The 23,967-nt window shown below is 47.9% G+C and carries 15 protein-coding genes, 1 tRNA gene and 1 pseudogene; 13 read left to right on the top strand and 4 right to left on the bottom strand.

All coding sequences use genetic code 11. The features are described from left to right. Positions 1–6: 6 nt before the first annotated feature. Together MC7420_RS43240 and rpoB are read right to left on the bottom strand one after the other, a co-directional pair. Positions 7–1,890 (bottom strand): DNA-directed RNA polymerase subunit gamma, encoded by a 1,884-nt coding sequence (locus tag MC7420_RS43240; protein ID WP_006099370.1) that lies wholly within the window; start codon positions 1,888–1,890, stop codon positions 7–9. A 99-nt stretch (positions 1,891–1,989) separates the two neighbouring features. Continuing rightward, a complete protein-coding gene (gene rpoB, locus MC7420_RS06090) occupies positions 1,990–5,340 on the bottom strand; it encodes a DNA-directed RNA polymerase subunit beta (protein WP_006099323.1) in 3,351 nt (1,116 codons plus the stop codon). Between rpoB and MC7420_RS39235 the strand changes: the two genes are divergently transcribed. Then, positions 5,329–5,526, top strand: coding sequence for a hypothetical protein (locus MC7420_RS39235; protein WP_157453060.1), 198 nt, complete (start codon positions 5,329–5,331; stop codon positions 5,524–5,526). The genes rpoB and MC7420_RS39235 overlap by 12 nt on opposite strands. A 408-nt stretch (positions 5,527–5,934) precedes the next feature. Here the strand turns inward: MC7420_RS39235 and MC7420_RS06080 are convergent, their stop codons facing one another. Together MC7420_RS06080 and rpsT are read right to left on the bottom strand one after the other, a co-directional pair. After that, the gene (locus MC7420_RS06080) at positions 5,935–6,732 is read right to left on the bottom strand and encodes a TatD family hydrolase (RefSeq protein ID WP_044205430.1); all 798 of its coding nucleotides are present in this window, start codon (positions 6,730–6,732) and stop codon (positions 5,935–5,937) included. 383 nt (positions 6,733–7,115) lie between these two features. After that, complete coding sequence (gene rpsT, locus MC7420_RS06075) at positions 7,116–7,454, bottom strand: 30S ribosomal protein S20 (protein WP_044205427.1); 339 nt, start codon at positions 7,452–7,454, stop codon at positions 7,116–7,118. A 212-nt stretch (positions 7,455–7,666) separates the two neighbouring features. Between rpsT and hisD the strand changes: the two genes are divergently transcribed. The 12 genes and pseudogenes from hisD (at position 7,667) to tnpC (ending at position 23,531) form a co-directional block, all read left to right on the top strand. Continuing rightward, on the top strand, positions 7,667–8,977 hold the full coding sequence (gene hisD / locus MC7420_RS06070) for a histidinol dehydrogenase (protein WP_006099443.1): 1,311 nt from the start codon (positions 7,667–7,669) through the stop codon (positions 8,975–8,977). A gap of 265 nt (positions 8,978–9,242) precedes the next feature. Continuing rightward, on the top strand, positions 9,243–9,668 hold the full coding sequence (locus MC7420_RS06065) for a universal stress protein (RefSeq protein WP_006099308.1): 426 nt from the start codon (positions 9,243–9,245) through the stop codon (positions 9,666–9,668). 210 nt (positions 9,669–9,878) lie between these two features. After that, the gene (locus MC7420_RS06060; protein ID WP_006099197.1) at positions 9,879–12,119 is read left to right on the top strand and encodes a PAS domain-containing sensor histidine kinase; all 2,241 of its coding nucleotides are present in this window, start codon (positions 9,879–9,881) and stop codon (positions 12,117–12,119) included. A 251-nt stretch (positions 12,120–12,370) separates the two neighbouring features. Beyond that, positions 12,371–12,452: transfer RNA gene (locus MC7420_RS06055), tRNA-Leu, on the top strand. Beyond that, positions 12,426–12,773, top strand: coding sequence for a hypothetical protein (locus MC7420_RS36595; protein ID WP_071777194.1), 348 nt, complete (start codon positions 12,426–12,428; stop codon positions 12,771–12,773). The genes MC7420_RS06055 and MC7420_RS36595 overlap by 27 nt, the downstream gene beginning before the upstream one ends. 392 nt (positions 12,774–13,165) lie before the next feature. Beyond that, the gene (locus MC7420_RS06045; RefSeq protein WP_006099419.1) at positions 13,166–13,609 is read left to right on the top strand and encodes a hypothetical protein; all 444 of its coding nucleotides are present in this window, start codon (positions 13,166–13,168) and stop codon (positions 13,607–13,609) included. Positions 13,610–13,892: 283 nt separating this feature from the next. Further along, positions 13,893–19,457 (top strand): hypothetical protein, encoded by a 5,565-nt coding sequence (locus MC7420_RS06040; protein WP_044205420.1) that lies wholly within the window; start codon positions 13,893–13,895, stop codon positions 19,455–19,457. A 171-nt stretch (positions 19,458–19,628) separates the two neighbouring features. Next, positions 19,629–19,757, top strand: a complete 129-nt coding sequence (locus tag MC7420_RS43235; protein ID WP_006099227.1) for a hypothetical protein — start codon at positions 19,629–19,631, stop codon at positions 19,755–19,757. 51 nt (positions 19,758–19,808) lie between these two features. Next, positions 19,809–20,069 carry a hypothetical protein gene (locus MC7420_RS06035; RefSeq protein ID WP_006099286.1) on the top strand — a complete coding sequence of 87 codons (261 nt, stop codon included), beginning with the start codon at positions 19,809–19,811 and terminating at the stop codon, positions 20,067–20,069. Positions 20,070–20,154: 85 nt separating this feature from the next. Next, entirely contained in the window at positions 20,155–20,628 is a 474-nt protein-coding gene (locus tag MC7420_RS06030) for a type III secretion system chaperone family protein (protein WP_006099557.1), read from the top strand. Between the two features lie 247 nt (positions 20,629–20,875). Continuing rightward, on the top strand, positions 20,876–21,838 hold the full coding sequence (locus MC7420_RS06025) for a hypothetical protein (RefSeq protein ID WP_006099313.1): 963 nt from the start codon (positions 20,876–20,878) through the stop codon (positions 21,836–21,838). A 188-nt stretch (positions 21,839–22,026) separates the two neighbouring features. Then, positions 22,027–23,531 (top strand): annotated as a pseudogene (tnpC, locus tag MC7420_RS06020) (IS66 family transposase). Positions 23,532–23,967: the final 436 nt, after the last annotated feature.

Genomic DNA, 23,967 nt, shown 5'->3' with positions numbered 1-23,967 from the left:
TTTGGTTCAGGTAATCATCAGGGCATCTTGAATGGCTTTGTTGTAAATAATCCGACCCGGTGTCGTGCGAACGTACTGCGAAATTAGTTCTCCATCAGCCGTTTCTCGGACTCGGCGGTCTTTGTAGACTTTCGTCACCATCCCATCTGAGGAGGTTTCTGAGGAAATCACCTGCTCATCATCCGACTTACCATTCTGTACCGTGCCATCAAAACGCACCCAGACGTAAGCATGTAACTCGACCTGCTTTTGTTCAAAGGCTCGGATTGCATCATCGAGAGAGGCAAAATAGCGATCCGCGCCTTTTGTGGCGTGGGGATTTTCGGCGGTGAGGTAATAGCAACCCAGCACCATATCCTGACTCGGTGCGACAATCGGACGTCCCGTCGCTGGAGAGAGAATATTATTGGACGCCAACATTAACAATCGGGCTTCGGCTTGGGATTCCAAAGACAGAGGAACGTGAACCGCCATCTGGTCACCGTCGAAGTCCGCGTTAAAGGCGGGACAGACCAAGGGGTGCAGTTGAATGGCGCGACCTTCAACCAAAATCGGTTCAAAGGATTGAATCCCTAAGCGGTGCAGCGTTGGCGCTCGGTTGAGCAAGACGGGATGACCGGCAATCACTTCTTCTAGCACGTCCCAAACGCTGGCGTCACCGCGCTGAATCAGTTTTTTGGCGGCTTTAATGTTATTGACTAACCCCTGACTAATCAGGCGATGGATCACAAAGGGTTGAAACAGTTCAATCGCCATTTCGCGGGGTAAACCGCACTGGTGAATTTTCAGATTCGGACCGACAACGATTACCGAACGTCCAGAGTAATCGACCCGTTTCCCCAAGAGGTTTTGGCGGAATCGACCCTGTTTCCCTTCAATAATGTCCGACAATGACTTTAATGCCCGATTATTTGCACCCACCACCGTGCGTCCTCGGCGTCCATTATCAATCAGCGCATCGACCGCTTCTTGCAGCATCCGCTTTTCGTTGCGGACAATAATTTCTGGGGCGAGGATTTCCTGGAGGCGTGCCAAGCGATTATTGCGGTTGATCACCCGGCGATACAAGTCATTCAAGTCTGAAGTCGCAAAGCGTCCACCATCGAGCTGAACCATGGGGCGCAAATCCGGCGGGATAACCGGAATCACCGTCAGCACCATCCAGTCGGGTTGTGATCCGGTGGCGATGAAGTTATCAATCACCCGCAGCCGCTTAATCAGCTTTGCCCGCTTTTGACCTTTGGCGTTGCTGATGTCTTCGCGCAGTTTTTCGGCTTCGTCGTCTAAGTTGACATCTTGCAAGAGTCGTTGTAGAGCTTCTGCACCAATGCCCACTTCTACGCCATTGAGTTCGGAGTCTTCGCTGTAAAGTTGCTCCTCAATTTCCAGCCATTGGTCTTCAGTCAATAGCTGTTTATAGCTGAGATTTTCAGCATTCCCTGGACTCAGAACAACATAAGCATTGAAATAAACAATCTGCTCGACATCCCGCAACGGCATATCCAAGAGAATACTCAGATAACTGGGAATTCCTTTGAGATACCAGACATGCGCCACAGGAGCCGCCAGTTTAATGAACCCCATGCGATGTCGTCGTACCCGCGACTCCGTAACTTCCACGCCGCAGCGTTCACAAACAATCCCGCGATGACGAACTCGTTTGTATTTGCCGCAGTGACATTCCCAGTCTTTCGCTGGACCAAAAATCCGCTCACAGAACAACCCGTCCATTTCGGGTTTGAGCGTGCGATAGTTAATCGTTTCTGGTTTCGTCACTTCCCCTACAACTTGACCATTCGGTAGGGTACGTTCTCCCCATATACGGATGCGCTCCGGAGAGGCAATTCCAATTTTTACGTAGTCAAAGCGCTGTTCTTGTTGCTGTTTCATCTTCCAGGGTTGCGAGTTTTGAGCGTACAGACGTGGCTACATCTGAGTTTTGAATCTAGAGACGTAGCCGGCTACGTCTCTACACTCAACACGGAGACCTTATAACTCTTCTTCTTCGAGTTCCTCACTGCGGAGGGATTCATAAGTGGGTCGGCTGGGGGTACGACGGCGATCGCCATCTGCCATCAAATCGACTTCTAAATCACGGCTGGAGCCATCATCATCGGTTTCTACTTTGTGAACGGCAATATCCAGTCCCAAGGATTGAAGTTCTCGCATCAACACCTTAAAGGATTCTGGTGTACCGGGTCGCGGAATTGCCTTACCTTTGACAATGGCGTTGAGGGCTTCGTTACGACCCTGCATATCGTCTGATTTCACGGTGAGTAACTCTTGCAGGGTATAAGCCGCGCCAAAAGCCTCCAATGCCCAAACTTCCATTTCACCAAATCGCTGACCGCCCTGCTGCGCCTTACCACCCAAGGGTTGCTGAGTAACCAGCGAATAAGGTCCGGTGGAACGAGCATGAATCTTATCATCGACCAAGTGAACCAGTTTTAACATGTAGGCGATACCGATTGTCACCGGACGATCAAAGGCTTCGCCCGTGCGACCATCAAATACCTGGATTTTGCCCGGATTTTCTGGATCAAATACCCAATCTTGCTGAGTTTCTTCCCGCGCTTGCTCAAGTTTGCCGTGAACAGTCAGCCGGGATGCTTCTTCCCCATACATTTCATCAAAGGGAATCATTTTAAAGCGCAGGTCTAAGTTTTCACCCGCCCATCCCAGTAAACATTCAAAGACTTGACCAACATTCATCCGACTGGGAACGCCCAAGGGATTGAGAATAATGTCCAGGGGAGTGCCATCAGGGAGGTAGGGCATATCTTCCATCGGCAGAATCCGGGAGATAATCCCCTTATTGCCGTGACGACCTGCCATTTTATCACCCACCTGAATCTTGCGCTTCTGTGCCACATAGACGCGCACTACCATGTTGGCCCCAGGGGGGAGTTCATCGCCTTGTTCACGGGTAAAGATGCGGACATCCACAACCCGACCTTTTTCACCGTTGGGAACGCGCAAGGAATTGTCCCGCACATCCCGGGCTTTTTCTCCGAAAATTGCCCGGAGTAGCTTTTCTTCGGGGGGTTGGTCGGATTCGCCTTTGGGTGTCACTTTACCGACGAGAATATCTCCGGCTTCTACCCACGCCCCTATCCGAATAATCCCTTGTTCGTCGAGTTGGCGCAGCGAATCTTCCCCCACGTTGGGAATTTCACGGGTGATTTCTTCGGGTCCCAGCTTAGTTTGTCGGGCTTCAATTTCGTATTTTTCAATGTGAATGCTGGTGTACACATCATCCAACACCAGTCGTTCACTAATCAGGATGGCGTCTTCGTAGTTGTAGCCTTCCCAGGGCATATACGCCACCAGAATGTTCTGTCCTAATGCCAGTTCTCCCCCTTCAGTGGCGGAACCGTCAGCTAGGATTTGACCCGCTTCTACGTCATCTCCGTAAAAAACTAACGGACGCTGATTTAAGCAGGTGTCTTGGTTAGACCGCTGATATTTCTGGATTTCGTATTCAATGATTTCTGGTTCGCTGGTTTGGGCTGTCTCTGTACTGTCTCCCGGTAAAGCGGGGGTGCTGGGAGCGGTTTGGACGCGAATTTTGGTGGCATCCACATAAACGACTTCGCCAGCTTTCCGGGCGACAACCACCATGCCGGAATCTCGTGCAGCTTGGGCTTCCAACCCTGTACCCACCAAGGGACGTTCTGGACGCAACAAGGGAACGGCTTGCCGTTGCATGTTTGAACCCATCAGGGCGCGGTTGGCGTCATCATGTTCCAGGAAGGGAATGAGTGAGGTTGCCACGGAGATGATTTGCACTGGAGATACCGCCACAAAGTCTACCTGATCAGGGGTGGTGGTGGTGAATTCTTGGCGATAGCGCACGGGAACGGATTCGCCCATGATATAGCCATTTTCATCCATGGGGATATCACCAGGAGCAACGCGCAAGTCGTCCTCTTCATCAGCGGTCATGTAAAGCGGCGCTTTGTCTTTGATCACCCGCCCGTTTTCTACGGGGTACGAGGGGGTTTCAATAAAGCCATAAGCGTTAACTCGTGCATGGGTTGCCAAGGAACCAATTAGACCGGCGTTGGGTCCTTCTGGCGTTTCGATGGGGCAAATTCGTCCATAGTGAGAGGGGTGAATATCTCGCACGGCAAACCCCGCTCGTTCACGGGTTAAGCCACCGGGTCCCAAGGCAGATAAACGACGTTTGTGGGTTAACTCAGCTAGGGGATTGGTCTGATCCATGAACTGGGATAGCTGAGATGAGCCAAAGAATTCTTTAATGGCGGCGACTAGGGGTTTGGGGTTGACCAAGGAGGCGGGGGTTAGGGTATCGGAATCAGAAACGGTCATGCGTTCCCGAATGATTCGCTCTAGGCGATTCAATCCCACCCGAACCTGGTTTTGCAGGAGTTCACCGACGGAACGAACCCGGCGGTTCCCCAAATGGTCGATATCGTCGGTGCTGCCAATATCAAATTCCAGGTTGATCAGGTAATCGATCGCGCCCATAATATCTTGGGGCGTCAGCACGCGGATTGTATCGGCAACATTTAAGCGCAATTTGCGGTTAATTTTGTAGCGACCGACGCGACCGAGATCGTAACGTTTGGCGTCGAAAAAGCGTGAGTCTAATAACTGCTGACCCCCGCTTACTGTCGGCGGTTCACCGGGACGGAGCTTGCGATATAGCTCCATCAGGGCTTCTTCTTCACTGGGATTGCCTTCTTTGTCTAAGGTCTTTTGATAATAATCGGGGTGACGCAGGGCATCGATAATTTCGTTGTCTGAGAGTCCCAGGGCTTTTAAGAGAACTTGGGCAGACAGTTTCCGGGTTTTGTCGATCCGAACCCAGACTAAATCATTTTTGTCGGTTTCAAATTTTAACCAAGCGCCTCGGTTGGGGATTAAAGACGCGGAGTAGGTACGGCGTCCGTTTTTGTCGATTTCCGACTTGTAGTATACGCCGGGACTGCGGACAATTTGATTGACAATGACCCGCTCGGCACCATTAATAATAAACGTACCGCGATCGGTCATCAGGGGCAGATCGCCAATAAAGACTTCTTGCTCTTTAATCTCACCTGTCTCTTTGTTGATCAGGCGAGTGGGTACATACATTTGCACGGCATAAGTGCTGTCTCGCCGCTTGGCTTCATCCACATCATATTTCGGACGCTTGAGCTTATAGTCTTTGCCGACAAAGTGGAGTTCCAGCTTACCTGTGTAGTCACTAATCGGTGAGAAGCTGTCGAGTTCTTCAATTAACCCTGCTTCAAGAAACCAGCGAAAACTGGCTCGCTGAATTTCAACTAAGTCTGGTAATAGATAGGTGGGAGTTGTATAGGTTTGAGTCGTCATGCTTTTCCTTCTGGAGAGGGTGAATCAGCGTCAGGATGGGCTTCACAGCCTAAGGTAGAGGCAGAATTTGCTCCTCTAGTCAGCAATCCTGAGCAATACAATAGTATGATTGGCTATATCTATCGGGGTAGATACCAGTCAGCGTCTAGCGCTGCCAAGCCGAGAATTTTTACCTCAAAGAAGTAATAAGAGAGTCTGAGGATAATAACGACTGTCTTAATAATCGGCGGGAGCGTTTTAATGATAATGATGATACAGGGCTTGATCTACAATGAGATAGAATCGGCGGCATCTTCTCCTCGTGGGCGGTTGGGCATCGATTAAGGATTGTTTCGGGGTAGGCAGTGATGGCGGGATAAAACTTGAGAAAATTTTATACATAGTAACTCTTCTTAATCAATTATGGCGCAAGCTGGCTGTTAAGGGGAGATGGGGGAGCTGGGGGAGCAATGTAGAGACGCGCCATGGCGCGTCTGGGAGCTGGGGGAGCGATAGTGAAAAATTAATAGGTTGCCCTATTAATCCTCTTTTTGACCCCTTCGCTGAGCTGATCAAGTAGACAGACTTTAACGGCTGGCGATCGCATTCCTCTAGCTAGTTACTAGAGGCACTCGGCAGGCTTAGATTAAATAGCCGACAGGCATTCTGGGTGGTTTCTTCTGCCAAGGTTTCTAGGGGAATGTGCCGCAGTTTGGCAACACAATCGGCAACATGGTACACGTTAGCGGGTTCATTGCGCTTCCCCCGTTTGGGTACGGGGGCGAGGAACGGACAATCTGTTTCAATCAGCAAGCGATCGCTTGGCACTAGGGCGGCTGATTCTTTGATGGCTGTGGCGTTTTTAAAGGTGACAATACCACTGAAGCTAATATAAAAGCCGAGATCCAAAAACCACTGAGTTTCTTCCGGCGTTCCTCCCCAACAATGCATCACACCCCGAATGGGTCCCACCTCTTGACAAAACTGCTTAACCTGATCACGAAGATCGGCGGCGGCGTCGCGACAGTGAATAATTACGGGTAAGTTAAGCTCGTGGGCGATCGCAAGTTGTGCAGCGAATACCTGCTTTTGCTGGTCTTGGTTTTCAGCTTTGTAGAAATCTAACCCCATTTCCCCAATTGCCACAACTCGGGCATCGGAACCTGCTAAGGCGCGAATTTGATCCGCCATTTGGGGCGTCCATTTGTGGGCATCTAGGGGATGTAAGCCGACGGCAAAAGACAGTTCCGGAAATTGGTCAGCCAACGTTTGAATCCCTGAAAACTCTGAAGGTTCAACACAGGAATGAACCAGCCGCACGACGCCGACATCCCGCCAGCGATCGCGCACCGCTTCTCGATCAGACTCGAAGACATCGAAGTTGATATGAACATGGGTGTCTATCAACTGCATTGACATTGTGTTTGTCCTCTCCTGCTCAATTCTTACCCAAGACCAACCCAATGAACCAACATTTTTCCTAGCTTAGAGCTTATTTGGGAGTTATCACACTTAAAATCGGGTGTCACTCACATCTTGCACCCGTCTTACCGCCTAGGGGTTAAACCCTAGACTCAAAGCTCAAATCCGCTCAAACTTACTGGATAAGGGTTTGCGGGTGTTCACCCACCTCAGCCTCAGTGAGCTGGCAGAAATAACTGACTCGCTAAACTCTCCCCCAGCTCCCAGACGTGCCATGGCACGCCTCTACATTTTCTACATTGCTCCTCCAGATTCAGGGGCATGGACTAAACGGCTCAAGTCTTTCCGCCACGCTGCCCTAGGATCACGCTGCCCTAGGATGCTTCTGTCGTTTCAGCCGTCGTTTCAGCCGCTGGGGGATTCAGTTGAGCTTGTACCTTCTTGAGCTGCTTTACCAGACGGGATTTCTTACGAGAACCATTGTTACTGTGCAGGACGCGCCGCTTCACCGCTTTGTCTATCTTAGAGTAAGCAGCAGACATACGATCTTTGACATCCTGCAACGATTCAGGACTTGGCTGGCGGGCGTAATCCTCGACAGCCTCAAAATATTTTTTCATCAGCGTTCTCACCGCTGATTTATAGCTTTTATTGCGAACTCGGTTTCGTTCAGCGATTTTGATACGTTTAAGAGCAGACTTACTATTAGCCACAGAAATCTTCCGGAAAACTAAGGTTTCAGATTCTAATTTACAAAATACCAGAACAACTACTATAACATCTATGTCAAAAGTGTCGCGAGTCCAGAAAAATCCAGGTAAGCTAGAGAAGAGAGTCTAGGGAAGGACGGACTCCCGGTCAGGGAACTCTCTGTTCCTATCCTAGTCTCCCACGGATAATACCTCATGATAGGCACTCCGACTCCATGCTGCGAATAATCACTCAGCAGGCTGAGGCAAAAAATGAACTGCGGCGGATCTGCGATCGCACCTCCCACGATGGAATCATGCACAAAGAGGCGACGGTGCGAGAAGTCTTGCAGACGGTAAAACGCCAAGGGGATAAAGCCCTCTTGCACTATACCGAAGAATTCGATCATCAACGTTTAACCCCTGACCAACTGCGTGTCAGTGGCTCAGAACTAGATGCTGCCTACCAGCAAGTATCCAAGGAACTCCTGGATGCGATTCAGTTGGCAGCACAGCAGATTGAAGCCTTTCACCGACAGCGCGTTCCCAAATCTTGGGTGCAGTTTGGCGATGATGAGGTGGTTCTGGGCAAACGCTACACGCCAGTGGATCGAGCCGGACTCTATGTTCCTGGTGGTCGAGCCGCTTACCCAAGTACGGTGTTAATGAATGCGATTCCGGCAAAAGTGGCAAAAGTGCCTCAAGTCGTGATGGTCACACCTCCGGGCTTGGAGCAAAAAATTAATCCAGCCGTCCTCGTCGCTGCCCAAGAAGCGGGTGTGAGCAACATTTACCGCGTCGGCGGTGCCCAAGCGATCGCGGCTTTAGCTTATGGCACCGAAACCATTCCCAAAGTGGATGTAATTACTGGTCCAGGAAATATCTACGTCACCCTGGCAAAGAAACTCATCTACGGGACTGTGGGCATTGATTCCCTTGCCGGTCCTTCTGAGGTACTAATTATTGCCGATAGTCACGCCAATCCTGTTTATGTGGCTGCCGATTTATTAGCACAGGCAGAACATGACCCCCTAGCCGCAGCAATTCTGATCACGACAGACTCGACATTGGCAAAAAACGTCCAAGCCGAAGTCAAACACCAACTACAGGATCATCCCCGACGCGAACTCACCGAAAAAGCGATCGCGCATTATGGCTTGATTGTCATCGTCGATTCCCTGGAAACAGCCGCCGAACTCTCTAATGAATTTGCCCCCGAACACTTAGAACTAGAAATTACGGAACCTTGGGACTTACTCAACCAAATCCGCCATGCGGGTGCCATCTTCCTGGGAACATCCACCCCAGAAGCCGTTGGTGATTATATCGCCGGACCCAATCACACCTTACCCACCTCTGGTGCTGCCCGCTACGCTTCGGCGTTAGGTGTAGAGACATTCATGAAGCACTCGAGTCTAATTCAATATTCTTCAACCGCTCTGAATAAAATGGCAGGAGCGATTCAGATATTGGCACAAGCCGAAGGATTACCTTCTCATGCCGATTCTGTGCGCTTACGCACCTTTGGCGAAAGGCATTCGGATTGAGACAGAGTAGGGGGAGTAGGGGGAGTAGGGGGAGCTGGGGGAGCTGGGGAAGCTGGGGAAGCTGGGGAAGCTGGGGAAGTTAACTCAAAACTCTACCTTACCTATTGCCCATTCCCGATTGCCTATTCCCTGTTCCCTAACAAATGACAAATGACCAAGGACAAAGGACAATTTGTCAAACCAGTAGACAAAACCTCTGCTCAAGAGGGAAAATTCCTATTGCTGGGAGCCGATCGCTCGTAATCACTCATGAGGAGAAATTTTGGTGCTAAAGACGATTCTGGTAGCTCTGGACAGCTCAAAGCCAACCTATCGCTTAATTGAGACCCTAGATAACCTACAAATAACATCAGCCACCAAAATTATCTTGTGCCATGTCATGCCTCCTCAAGACCCTGACATGGACATCCCTGTTGATCGTCCACACCCTTCGGAGGAGTTCCTGTACCAAGAAACCGAACAGCAACTGCACCTGTATCAATCCAAACTCCCCTGTTCCAGTGAAATTCAAATTGTTAACGGTGATCCCGCCGCAGAAATTATTCGCCTTGCCCATATTCACCACGCGGATTTAATTGTGATTGGCACTCGTGGATTGACAGGCGTAAAGCGAATTTTGCAAGGTTCGGTGAGTAGTCAGGTGGTGGCTGACGCTCCTTGTTCGGTATTGGTGGTTAAGGGGGATGAATAGTTAGGGGTTGCTGAATAAGTCTTGTAGTGGGGTAGGGAGCAGGGGAAGCAGGGGAAGCCGGGGAAGCAGGGGGAGCCGGGGGAGCAATGATACATTTTCCCTGATAGCGGTGCAAGGGTATGAAAGGGTTTTACCTTATGCTGAACACAAACTCCGGAACGATAGTAGAAAATATGGAGGTTAACAGGGTGCAGCTATTGTGTATAAAAGATGACCGCAGAAACCTTTGATCAACAAATTACCCTATCCCTCAGACGAGTCGAAACGCTGTGGCAACAGGCACACGAATCACTGAAATTACCAGTACAGGAGTCTTCTGGAACGGAAGACGTGCCAAACCAGCAGCAACATTTATTACTGGAGAGTTTGACCGAACTGTCCCATTCCCTGCAAGAACTACAATTTGCCGCCGGAGAACTACGCCAACAAAATGATAAATTAGTCCAAAGCCAGATTGCCTTGGAAGCGGAACGCCAGCGTTACCGGGAATTGTTTGAGTTTGCTCCCGATGGCTACCTGGTTACCAATCCCGACGCGATCATTGTTGAGGCGAATCAAGCCGCCGCCCATTCGCTAAACTTTTCTCCAGAACGTCTGGTGGGCAAATCCTTCGCTGTTTTTGTCGCGACTCAAGAACGACGGGACTTTTATTACAAGTTAAGTCAGTTAAAACAGGGGGAGTCGATCAATAATTGGCCCGTCCAGATTCAACCCCGTGGTGATACCTCGTTCCTCGCTTCTCTAACCGTCGCGCCTGTGCAAAATCCATCGGGTCAGGTGATTGGATTGCGCTGGCGGTTACAAGATTTGACGATCGCACGCTATAAAGATTCTATGCAATCCCACGTTCATTCTCGGTTTGGTTCCATTGTGAATCGAACAGTTATTGGTCTAGGACTTCTAGATCATCAGGGGAACCTGATCGAATATAACCCCAAACTTCAGGCAATGCTCGGTTGTCCGGCTGAGGAATTAGCACCCACGTTAATGAGGTGGATGAATTTAGATAAGCCAGGAATGGAATCGGCAATGTTTCGCCAATTAATCGCGGGTGAACGTCATTCCTACCAATTGGAGAAGCCTTTCCATCATCCGGATAGCCCCATCGAATGGGGACGACTTACCGTGGCGCTGGTGCAGGAGACATCAGACGAACCTATTTCAGTCATTTGTATCTTGGAGGATATTAGTCAACAAAAACGTCTGAAAGCTGAGCAACAAAAGGCAATTCGTCGTCAACAAGCGATTCAGCAGCAACAAGCGGTTAAACAACAAGCCAGTCAGCCAGAGAAAACGTCTCCTGTTCCCCCTCCTCCTGCAAATCCAGACACCTCAGTCGAACAACTGGGACAACTACTAAATACGATTCTCTCCAATTCTAGTGACTTCTTTCTGGTGTGCGATCGCACGGGCAGATATGTCTATGTGAATCAAGCCGCAGCTCAGGCGTGGGGACTTAGCCAAAAGGATTGTATTGGTAAAACCTGGCATGATCTGAAGGTATCCACTGAGCAGATGAAACAGTTGGATATTCAACGGGACATTGTTTTAACTACAGGACAATCTATCTCCGACGAAATTACTTTAACCACGGTTGAGGGAGTGAAGGATTACGAGTATACAATGACCCGTTTGGATAATCTTGAGGGGAACGGCGGTGCCGTTGTGATCACGTTTAAAGATTTGAGCGAACAAAAACAGGCGAGGGTAGCCGCTAGTGAAGCCATGGCAAAAGAAGCGGAATATCGGGCGCTCAAATCCCATGTTGACCGATTGGCTTCCGTGATTACCCAAGAACTCCGCCATCCTCTGAACACGATTTTTTCCCATGCGAAATACCTGGAAACTAATCCCGATTCCGACACGGAGAATAACACCCTTTACTATCTCCAGCGCATCCAAGGAAATGCTCAACGGATCAACCAAATCCTGAATGATCTGCTATTGATTAAAAAGATTGAAGCCAAGCAACTGCGTTTAAATCTCACGGAACTGGATTTAACTCCGTTGTGTCAAGAATTAATCACCCAATTACAGGAACGTACACCGTCGAAACCTCAGATTAGTTTTGTTGGTTCAGAATCCTGTTATGGCGTAGGTGATGAAAGATTGTTGCGTCGGATGTTGACAAATTTCTTAATTAGTGCATGGCGATATGCACCAGAGGATAGTCCGATCAAGTTGGAATTGGTGTGTCAAGATGAAAAGGTGGTATTTCGTATACCCGATTTCGGCAGTGGGATGCCGGAATCTGAGCAAAACGTTCTCTTCAACGCCTTTTACCTAGATAGTCCTGTTGAAGCCGTAGCGGGGAGTGGTTTAGGGCTGATGCTGGTTAAATATTGTGTGGATGTACAAGGCGGTGCGATCGCGGTAGAGTCTCAAGCAGAAGCAGGAAGTACGGTGACGATTACCCTACCTTTACCACAACCTAGGCAGGATAACCCCTAGGCGATGACGATGGGGAATTGATATAGCAATCGCCATAGCGGTTAGGACACATCATTTATGTAGAGACGCGCCATGGCGCGTCTCTACAGTGTTTTGGAGGGGTATTCAACCTGAATTTGATATAAGCAGAGGCTTGACGCCCACTTGGAGGCTTTCAGGCGATAGCAACGGGAAAATAAGGCTTTCAGCGTTATGTCGAAGTCAGCTAACCAAATCGTCAAGTTTTTGCTATGATAGCTATCGAGTGAGTCGCGGACGTGGCGGAATTGGCAGACGCGCTAGATTTAGGTTCTAGTACCGTAAGGTGTGAAGGTTCAAGTCCTTTCGTCCGCATTTGAGAAGAACAAAGAAACTTCTGATCTTCCTGATCGAAAATTTAAAATATTAGATCAGGAGCAAAATATTTTGTATACATCAGATGAACAATTTGATATACGTCATACAACCTATTTCTTGTGGGGAGCGGATGACCGTGTTTGGGTATATTCTGGTGATACAGGGACTTTTTTCGGGGAAAATGAGCTGGACACAAAAGAATGGCAGCAGCACGTATATAAACGGTTGCACTTAGTTAAATCTGACTATGTAATGGTTGAAAAACTTAAGCTCATAGAATCCGGTTCCCCTTCTCCCCATGGAGGGAGAAGGGGTTAGGGGATGAGGGGGTAAATCTTGATATTCTGGCGCTGAATCATCCAGACACCCCGTTTGTGAGTGGGGGAAATCTCAGTTTAATCAGTGATGGGATTATTTGGGGGGATGTTAAGTTTTCCTAAAATGAGTGAAGTGCGATCGCCTGTTTGGGGGTATGCTTAAAGATATTTTCTGCTATCCATCTCATAGACGCGATCGCGCTTCCTGGGAGGGATAGAAAAGACCAGCATCAATCAGGGGAACCTCTGGTCATGTCTTTGCGAGAACCCATCCGCAAACCAAATTTCTCACCTTTGAGTCGGAAGTCCGACACCAATCCGTTGCAGCGACATGGTTCATCTGAAACCGAGTGATTATCAAGCTTATTCGATAGTAGAAAATAGGCTTTTGTCATGAACAAAACAATAGTCTTTTTTAAACAAACATTTTATAAATTATTGGTTTTGTTGATTGTTTTAACAAGTTGCCAGGAAAAAGCTATGGTTTTACCAGCAGAAGTTGCAACAGTAGAAAAACCTGCTATTTCACCATCAGGAAAATATACTCTTGTTATAGAAAGTAATGAAAACCCTGATCTTCCTTATCGAAAATTTAAAATCTTAGATCAGGAGCAAAATATTTTATATACATTATCTGAACAATTTGATATACGTCATACAACCTATTTCTTGTGGGGAGTAGATGACCGTGTTTGGGTATATTCTGGTGATACAGGAACTTTTTTCTGGGAAAATGAGCCAGACAAAAAAAAATGGCAGCGTCATGTATATGCGCGTAGTGATGTGCCAGCACCTAGCTATTTAAAGGAGCAAAGACCTAGATTACATCAGCGTTGAACCCTTATTGTTTTCTGTTCCCTGCTTCCTGTTCTCAATACATGATCGCACATAGCAGAATTTACACCGTGAAAAGTCACATTTTACATTAGATTCGGTTGGGGAAGGCGTTGCACCCTCTTTGGTAACAACGGGGGATGTTAAGTTTTCCTAAAATGAGTGAAGTGCGATCGCCTGTTTGGGGGTATGCTTAAAGATATTTTCTGCTACCCATCTCATAGACGCGATCGCGCTTCCTGGGAGGGACAGAAAAGACCAGCGTCAATCAGGGGAACCTCTGGTCATGTCTTTCCGAGAACCTATCCGCAAACCAAATTTCTCACCTTTGAGTCGGAAGTCCGACACCAATCCGTTGCAGCGACGCCGTTTCAAAGTTCCGAAACCCCAGAAACCTGTGGTGCGACGCTCACCGGAGGAACAGAGGGCGTTTTTGCAACAGAAATTGGATCAGTCGGCTTTTGTCGGCTATAACGGTCTTAATGTCCCGGTTAATGTCCCTCAAACCCCACCCCAGCAACCTGTACAGGAACAATCCGCTAATACAGCACGAGAAGATAACGCTCAACAGCCAGAGGTTTCGGAGGCGGAAGCAACAGAGACTCAGGAAGAAGAGACGATTCAGCCAAAGGAAGGTTCAGAAGCCGAATTATCACAGAATCCAGAATCCCCAGAGAAAGAAGTAGACGGAGTTGCTGTTACCCCGGCTCAACCCTCAGCAGCAGAGAGTGGAAACAATCCATCCCCAAAGCCCAATTTACAAGCTCAACTCGAAAAAGTATCGCGTTCGAGTTCCAATTTGCTGAATATTCCTGTCAAGGCTCCAGGAAAAGAACCACCGTCAATGCCAGAGGCTGAGACAACTTCAGAGCAGGGAGAGGAGACGATTCAGCGAGAGGAAGTTCCAGAAGAAAATGTATCACAGAATCCCGAATCTCCAGAGACAGAAGTAGAGGGAGAAGCTGTCACCCCTGCTCAACCCTCAGCAGCAGACAGTGGAAAACAGCCATCCCAAAAACCGAATTTACAAGCTCAACGGGAAAGAGCATCTCGTTTGAGTTCTAATTTGCTGACTGTTCCCGTCAATACCCAGAGGAAAGAGTCTCCTCCAGTGCAGAGGAATGTACTTCAGGATGGGTTAGAACAGTATCACCCCAAAATAGAACAGAGAACTCATTCTGTCTTTAATGGGTTGAATCGGTTTAATGTTCAACCATGGAGTCAGTCAGAAACGGTTCAGCGCTTATGTTCAGATTGTGAGCAGGAGAAGAAAGAGGAAGAGAAACACACAGGAACCATCCAGGCGAAAGCTGACATAGCGGGTGCTACGGGTTTGAATAAAAACCCATTGTCGTTACAGAGAGATAACCTCACTCCTACGCTACCAGCTAAGACAATTGAGGAGCAGGAGTCTCCAGCTACATCTAACAAAAATCCGTCCCAAATATCTGTAGATAAGAATTCCCCGCCACTTCCGGCTAAAGAACTTCTACCGCCTAATGCTCAAACAGCCACAGGTAAAGAATCTCAGCCAACGGAAACTTCACCAGATGTTGCACAAACCAAGAAGCCGTTAGTTACAGAGACAGAGACTCAAGAAGTACAAAAACCTGCTCCTGTTGAACCTCAATCATCGAATCAACCCCAAGCGAAAATCGAGCCGCCCCCTCAAGCCGAACCCACCACAGACGCGAAACCGGAAACACAAGATACTGAAACTCAACCCGAAGTTGCGCCAGCACCCAAACCTGAAGCCACCACACCCAAAGCACAAGATAATTCAACTGAATCCCCAGCTACCCCAGCACCCACCAAAGAAGCTAAACCAGAGACAGAAGATTCCACGCCTCAACCGGAAGCTGAATCTGCACCGACTGAATCTGTAGTCGAACCGGAGTCAAAACCCTCAGAACCCCCTATAGCTGAACCGAATCAGAAAATAGCTGAACCTGAATCCTCTGGGATTGAGTCAAACACAGAACCCACACCGGAACAGTCAACGGAAACGGCGTCACTCACTCCAACCAACCCGGAAAACGCCCAAACCTCAGAGATTTCCCAAAATACTGAAGCAGCAGCGAAGGAAACCTCCGCAACAGCAACGCCAGAGAAAGCGGAATCCCCCTCGTTAACGGAAGCTTGGCAGATGGCGCAAGCTCAAGTCACCAATGAGGAAGCGTCAGCACCGGAAACGACACCTGGGGATGGGGATTTGAAGACAACCCTGGAAACAGCCTTACAATCGGCGCAAGCGCAAATAGCCGCCATTCAGACACCGGAAAAGCCACCGGAAGCCGAGCCAATTTCTCAGGCGATCGCACCCTCGGCAAAAAGTCCTGAAACTAAGACTGCACCTGCATCTCCGGGTAAGGGAGAACAACAAAAACCGTCAGATACAGAGGCTAAATCCTCAGCAACGCCAGAACAGGTGTCTCAGACACCGGAATCGGCTAAACCCCAGCCTGTATCGGAATCGCCTCAGAGGGAAAAGCAACCCGAACAATCGGCGGTGAAGGGAGATAATACCCAGGAGACGCCAAAGCCTAAATCACCCGAATCAGAAACCGTAGCCGGAGGAGACGCGATCGCGAAGTCGTCGGATACTGAGGATAAGCCCAGTGTCGAAGTCTCCCAACCCAGTGAACCTGATACCATTCAACGCGCCTGTGCTGCTTGTGAACAAGAGAAAGAAGAGGAGACAGTACAACCTTTACTGATTCAACGTCAACCGATGGGAATCAGCCCTACCTCTGACTCCCAAGCAACAATTATTCAGGCAAAACTAGAAAATCCGATTGAATGGGCGCGAGGGATTTTAGACGGCTTGCGGGGGGATGCGTCAGCAAAGCAGAGCGAACTTCAGGGAGATGCGGCGGCGAAACAATCAGGGGTTAATCGTCAGGCGCAGGGTAAGAGTGTAGAAATAGATAGTCAGGGGAAAGGGAAAGCCTCTGAAGTTGATGCGGAGGGGAAAAATAAAGCCTCAGAACTTGATGCCGACAGTCAAGGAAAAGCCTCTGAAGTTGATGCGGAGGGAAAAAATAAAGGCTCCCAACTAGATACTGATAGTCAAGGAAAAGCCTCTGAAGTTGATGCGGAAGGGAAAAATAAAGGCTCCCAACTGGATGCCGATAGTCAAGCAAAAAGTTCAGAACTTGACGCTGACGGGAAGACAAAAGGGAGTGAATTACAAACCGATAGTCAAGGGAAAGGGGAAACCCTAACGAGTGACAGTCAAACCAAAGGGTCAGAATTAGAAACAGACAGCCAGACAAAAGGCTCCCAACTAGAAACCGAAAGTCAGGCGAAAGGGAATGACCTAGAAACTGAAGCGATCGCTAAAGGAAATGACCTAGAAACTGAAGCCGAGACTCAGGCGCAGGAATTACAAGGGGATGAGGCAGGGTTTGAACAAGAGGCAGAAAATACCAAGACCGATATTGAGAATCAGGTTAATAATAAGATAACCGAAGTTCATCAGAAAGGTAGGGCTTTAACTACAGAACTGGAAGGAAATTGGGCAGGATTAAAAGGGAATGCCGAGGCATCAGTCACATCCCTGGATAATCAGGCAAGTGAACTCTGTGGACGCTATCAGAGTCAAGCCGAAGCATTGATTCAAAATCTGGATAATGAAGCGGGTTCATCGGCGGATATCCAGGAACAGTGGCAAGCCCTTAAAGCCGAAGCACAAGCGGCGTGGACTGATTTTATGGCTCAGGTGAGTCCAGTTACCCAAGGCATTGATCAACAGTGGCAACAGTTTAGTCAATGGGTACAGACACTCTGGGAACCCCTCCGCCAAAAAGCGGGAGAATTGGCAAGTTGGGTAGACGGATTGCTGAGTAATGCGAATACTTGGGTGCAGGAACAATGGGCAGTTCTCCAGAGTAAAGCGGCAGAAAAATGGCATGGCTTCCAAGCATCGTTTACGGGTGCTAAAGGTTGGGCAGACGAGAAGGTTAATAGTACAGAGAATTGGGTTAATCAAAAATCGAAGAGTACCGAGAATTGGATTCAGGACAAATCGAATAATGCCGGAAATTGGATTAATGATAAAACCAATGGTGCGAGGAATTGGATAGGGGAGAAAGCTACCTCAGCCGGAAATTGGATGACTGAAAAATCCAATGGTGCGAAAAATTGGATGGGTGAGAAAGCTACCTCAGCCGGAAATTGGATGGGTGAAAAAGCCAATGGTGCGAGAAACTGGATGGGCGATAAAGCACAGGCGGCGGGGAGTTGGATGGGTGAGAAAGCCAATGGCGCGAAAAACTGGATGGGTGAGAAAGCTACCTCAGCCGGAAATTGGATGACTGAAAAATCCAATAGCGCTCGCAGTTGGATTAGTGAGAAAGCCGGGAGTGCGGGGAGTTGGTTGAATCAAACTAACAATTCTGTATTAACGACACTCAGTCAAAAAGGCAGCAGTTTTGTGTCGGGTATTCGCAATACAGGTAGCTCGATTCTCCAGTGGTTAGGTGGCGAAGTGGGTTCCCTGATTTCCGGTGTTCAAGGGGCAAAAGATGGAGCCGTTTCCGGTTTAAGGGGGGCGATAGGTAAGGGTACGAGTTTGCTTCAGGGGAAAAGTAGTGGTGTTGTTAATTGGGTGGGTGAACAAGGAAGCCGTGCAGTTAACTGGGTGAAACAAGAGGGAAGTCGGGCGAAGAGTTGGTTAGGGGAAAAAGGGAGTAGTGCGACGAATTTTGTTAAGGATAAGGGAAGCGATGCGGTTAGTTGGGTTGGTGACACGAGTCAACGTGTATCGGGTTGGGTGCAGCAAAAGGGAAGCGATGCCAAAAATTGGATTGGTGAGACGAGTCAAGGTGCCGCAGATTGGGTGCAGCAAAAGGGAAGCGATGCTAAAAATTGGATTGGTGAGACAAGTCAAGGTGCCGCAAGTTGGGTGCAGCAAAAGGGAAGCGATGCCAAAAATTGGATTGGTGAAAAGAGACAAGGTGCGGCGAATTGGGTTAAGGATAAAGGTTCTAGCGCGAAGTATTGGGTACAGCATCCCGGCGAGTTGGGACAGAATTTGTTGCAACAGGCAAAGGATGGGATAAAGGGTGGCTGGGATGTGATCAGTACCGAGTTCGGGAATTTAGGGAGTCGGGTACAAGAAAAGGTTAGTGGGTTGTCGGGTTGGGTGAATGATAATCTGATTCAGCCCGGTAATCAGTGGGTGCAGGAGCAGTGGGGTAAGCTGCAAAGTTGGATTCAGAAAAATATTATCAGTTTAATGAGTTATTGGAAGATATTTCAAGAATTCACTAGGCAGATGCGGGGTAACATTAAGAGTAACCATACAACTAATACAGTTAAATTGGCTAGCTCAAAATACTCACCTAATAATCAGCAAGAAAGACCTAATGATCAGCAAGAGCAAGAAAGTTGGGGTGATAAACTAATTAATTTTGGAGCAGACTTAAGTATAGGTAATTTATTGTTTGGTGAGACTTTATGTGGTGTAGGTGATAACAGAGACTTTAACAAAACTCAAACAATTCCTCTTTCAGGTTGGAACCCTATATGGAATAAGCAGCAGAGAACTTGTGCTGTGCACGATATAGGTATAAATGAGGCAGTGAAAGAAGGTGCTGATGGTCCATTTGATCTAGATAATCCGAAAATCCAGGAAGTAAACTGGGAGATAGTTGTAAACTCACCTAGTCCAGTAATGAAGGTTATTTTTGGTTCAATGACGGCTGTTAGTAAGACTAAAAATGGGATAGATGCCACGGGACAAGCTATCGAAGATTTTAATAAAAAAGGTGCTCAAGCATTAGAAGATTTTGAGAAAGCATTTCTGCGCTGGGCGTATCCCAACAGTCCCATTCATGAATATCTTTAACAAATAAAAATATAGTTTAAATTATTTAATTGCTCTTTTATTTTTAAATAAAATCACTTTTAAAAAATCCATGGCAGCTACAACTAATAAAAACGAAAATCAATCCCCCCACCCAATACTCCAAAACAACAGTCATTCGATACCCCAGAAGACAAGTATCGAGAAGCCCTCTTGAACGCCGTCACCAAAGCTGCCAATCTTCTGGGAGAATTAATGGAACTGAGTTTAATCCCTGAACCTCGTGCCAAAGTAAGCCGCCGAGATAGCGCTGAAGTCGGCTTTCATTTGTATGGAGGGTAGTTCTGGAGTTTGCTTCTATGAGATAAAGTCTATTTACAATAAGTGAACATTATGGAAGATATCAACATTCAAAATCAAACCGACCAAAACCCAACTCCAACTCCCCCTAAACACTTACAACAAGAATACCAGGAGGCTTTGTTAAAATCTGGCATTCAAGCCGCTAAACTACTCAATGAGTTAATTGAGTTAAAATTAATGCCAGACCCCCGCGCTAAAGAAATGGCTGACTTAGCTTTAGAGGTGATAAAGATAATTCATTCAGCCCCTGAAGAAATTGTCAACTTTAAAGAAAACAATGACAATCCTTAAGGGTAACATATAAAATCAACTAAATCAGCAATCCATCAACCCTTGTATTAATCTTTGGCGATGCAATTACAATAAAACTCCCAATGTGACACCTGAAGACATTCCCTCAACACAACCCATTTTTGCCGCCATCGTCAATTTCTTCACAGAAGACAATTGGCACTATGCCCAACTTGAAGAACTGTCAGCCTTACGCCTAGCGTTTAAGGGCAAAAATGACCAATACGACTGTTATGCCCAAGCGATAGAAACACAGCAGCAGTTTATCTTCTACTGCTTATGTCCGATTAAAATACCCAAATCTAAGCGTAGATCTGTAGGAGAGTTTCTATCGAGAGCTAATTATGGCATGATTATCGGCAATTTTGAGTTAAATTTCGATGATGGGGAGATTCGTTACAAAACTAGCACGGCTGTCAAAAATCACTCGCTTGATTCAGACACCATCAAACAGTTGGTTTACACCAATGTGAACATGATGGATGAATACCTCCCTGGTATCATCGCTGTCACGAAGGGGGGAGTGTCGCCAGCCGATGCGATTCACGATTTGCCATAGTTGAGGAAGGAAACCTACCACCAACGGGTTAGACTTAGAAAAGGCGGGAGGGTTATTTAACACAGCAGAAGAAAATTACTCAAAAAGAAACGATCGCACGTTGGTTAAGTTTTCTTTATAGGGGTAGAGTGCGATCGCCTGTTTAGGGGTATGCTTAAAGATATTTTCTGCTACCCATCTCATAGATGCGATCGCGCTTCCTGGGAGGGATAGAAAAGACCAGCATCAATCAGGGGAACCTCTGGTCATGTCTTTGCGAGAACCCATCCGCAAACCAAATTTCTCACCCTTGAGTCGGAAGTCCGACACCAATCCGTTGCAGCGACGCCGTTTCAAAGTTCCGAAACCCCAGAAACCTGTGGTGCGACGCTCACCGGAGGAACAGAGGGCGTTTTTGCAACAGAAATTGGATCAGTCGGCTTTTGTCGGTTACAACGGTCTTAATGTCCCGGTTAATGTCCCTCAAACCCCACCCCCGCAACCTGTACAGGAACAGTCCACTGATGCAGGGTTAGAAGATAACGCTCAACAGCCAGAGGTTTCGGAGGCGGAAGCAACAGAGAGTCAGGAAGAAGAGACGATTCAGCCAAAGGAAGGTTCAGAAGCCGAATTATCACAGAATCCAGAATCCCCGGATACAGAAGTAGACGGAGTTGCTGTTACCCCGGCTCAACCCTCAGCAGCAGAGAGTGGAAACAACCCATCCCCAAAACCGAATTTACAAGCTCAAAAGGAAAGAATATCGCGTTTGAGTTCCAATTTGCTGACTGTTCCTGTTAACACTCAAGGGAAAGAGTCTTCTCCAGTGCAGAGGAATGGGCTTCAGGATGGGTTAGAACAGTATCACCCCAAAATAGAACAGAGAACTCATTCTGTCTTCAATGGATTAAATCGGTTTAATGTTCAACCATCGAGTCAGCCAGAAACGGTTCAGCGCTCATGTTCCGCCTGTGAGCAGGAACAGAAAGAGGAAGAAGAGAAGCACACAGGAACCATCCAGGCGAAAGCTGACATAGCGGGTGCTACAGGTTTGAATAAAAACCCGTTATCGTTACAGGGAGATAACCTCACTCCTACGCTACAAGCTAAGACAATTGAGGAGCAGGAGTTTCTAGCTACATCTAACAAAAATCCGTATAAAATATCCGTAGACAAGAAAGCACCACCACTTCCGGCTAAAGAACTTCCACCACCTAATGCTCAAACGTAAGGATTCAGGGGTCGTGGAAATCCGATGAAGGGGGAAGGCTTCGCCTCCTTTTGGCTATGAGTCGAGTACAGCAGTTTGGCAGAGGCGAAGGCTTGCCCCTTTTGCTCCGGCACACAGAGAACTACCTGAGAGGGAAAAGCGTAACGATGGCGCTCTAGTAACACAAAATCTGCTTAAATATAAGGTATGTGAGTGCTGTTGCCATGAAGCCAAAACTTGACCCAAACCAACTCAAACAGTTGCCCACCGAGGAACTCGTTGGCTTGCTGGTGCAGCAACAGCTTGTAATTGAGAAATTGCAACAAGAGATAGAAAGGCTCAAAGCTATCCAGAAACTGGATAGTCAAGCAAGTTCAAAGCCCCCTTCAACGGACTTGTTGTTCAAACCGGAAAAACTAAAAAAGCTGAGGGACAAGAGCGCTGGCGACAAGAGTAACAGTAGTGGGGACAAAAGTGCTGGCGCAAAGAGCGACAAACCGAAACGAAAGCCAGGAGGACAACCCGGTCACCCGGGTAAGACCCGTTCATGTTTTGGGCGAGTAGATAGATACTCAATTCTCAAACCCAAAAAATGTACTAGCTGTGGCTGTGTAGAATTTGAGGAAAATCCAGCATCAGTGCAGCGGCAGCAGGTCGCGCAACTGGTAGCACATCCGATAGAAGTAGTCGAATACCAAAGGCAAACCTGCCGTTGTGCCTGTTGTGGTCAGCTGACAGCAGCGCCTTGGTCAAAAGACATTGTGCCAGGACAAGACTTGAGTGTGAGATTGCAAGCACTACTGGTGTGGTTGGGCAACTATGGACATCTGTAGAGATGAAAAGCAGCAAGAACTACTGTGGGAACTGGGCAAGATTGAGATAGGGGTAGGAACTCTTAATGCCACAAATGCTCGGATGGCGGATGCGGTGAAGGAAAGCGTTGACGGCTTACGAGAGTGGATCAAACAGCAACCGTTGGTTCATGTGGATGAATCTCCTTGGCCAGTGTTGGGTCTCAAAGAATGGTTGTGGGTGAGTGCGACACAAGAATGTTGTCTATTTCATCCGGGTGATACCCGCTCACGAGCTGAACTTATCCAACAGTTGGGGTCTAGGTTTGATGGTGTAATCAATAGTGATGATTACAGTGCCTATAATGGCTACGAGGTCAAGGCACAACAGAAATGTGCGAGCCCATCTTTTGCGTCACTTCAAAAAAGTTGTGAAATTGAGCCATGGTAATAATCCAGCTTTAGGGCAAGCGTTCATTGAACTGATTGAGGAAGCCTTTGCCCAGCATAAGCAATAGCGTCAAACTCAAGACTCTACCTCTTTCTTTACCTGGGCGGCCTCTTTTAAGCTGCGAGTGGCGCTGACTATACAGGAATGGATAAGTACAGCCGGATATGAATCGGGCAAGTTACTGCGTTCTTTACGGGATAAAGCCCAGCAATGGTGGTACTTCCTCGACCACCCAGAAGTGCCACCGGACAATAACCTGGCGGAACGTTCTTTGCGTTTGGCGGTGACAAAACGTAAAGTCAGTGGTGGGTCTCGCTCAATGAAGCGATTTCAACAGACGGCAGACTTATTGAGTGTGGTACAGACTTGTCGGCGGCAAGGACGGTCGGTGATTGAGTTTTTTCAAGCCGCCTTGGTAGCTCAAACCGAGTCGGGGCAATCTGTGTCACTGTTGCCTGAACCTGTCCCTTGAAACCTAGTTGTCTGTGTTCGAGTGATTGAACTCGACCAGGTTACACACTGGCAAACTGAGGCTCCATTCCTACCCATCATCCTGAGAGATGGGTGGTATCAGCCTGATGCTGGGGTTTTGAGCCTGGGCGCACTCGCCGATATGACTTAATTCCCTTTCCCCACTTACTTTTGCACGGCTCGTACACCCAGGCTGATTGATGAGCTAAACACAGACCTGAATCCTTACGGGTAAACAAGGCAAAAAAGGTCTTGATGCCGGAGCCGACTTTATTAAGAAGGGTAAAAGTAAAGCAGACGATTTTTTAGGAAAAAATCAAAAATCAATACCTGAAGATAGACTCCGTAATTTCCAACGGGTAGAAAACCTACCTGATGGTCATCAATTAAAGTATTTAGAAGACGGAAGAGTATTTTTGTGTTCGCCATACTGTACT

The sequence above is a fragment of the Coleofasciculus chthonoplastes PCC 7420 genome (genome assembly GCF_000155555.1).
Taxonomy (GTDB): Bacteria; Cyanobacteriota; Cyanobacteriia; order Cyanobacteriales; family Coleofasciculaceae; genus Coleofasciculus; species Coleofasciculus chthonoplastes_A.
The sequence above is the reverse complement of the archived record's forward strand: the minus strand, read 5'-3'. Positions and strand labels throughout refer to the sequence as shown.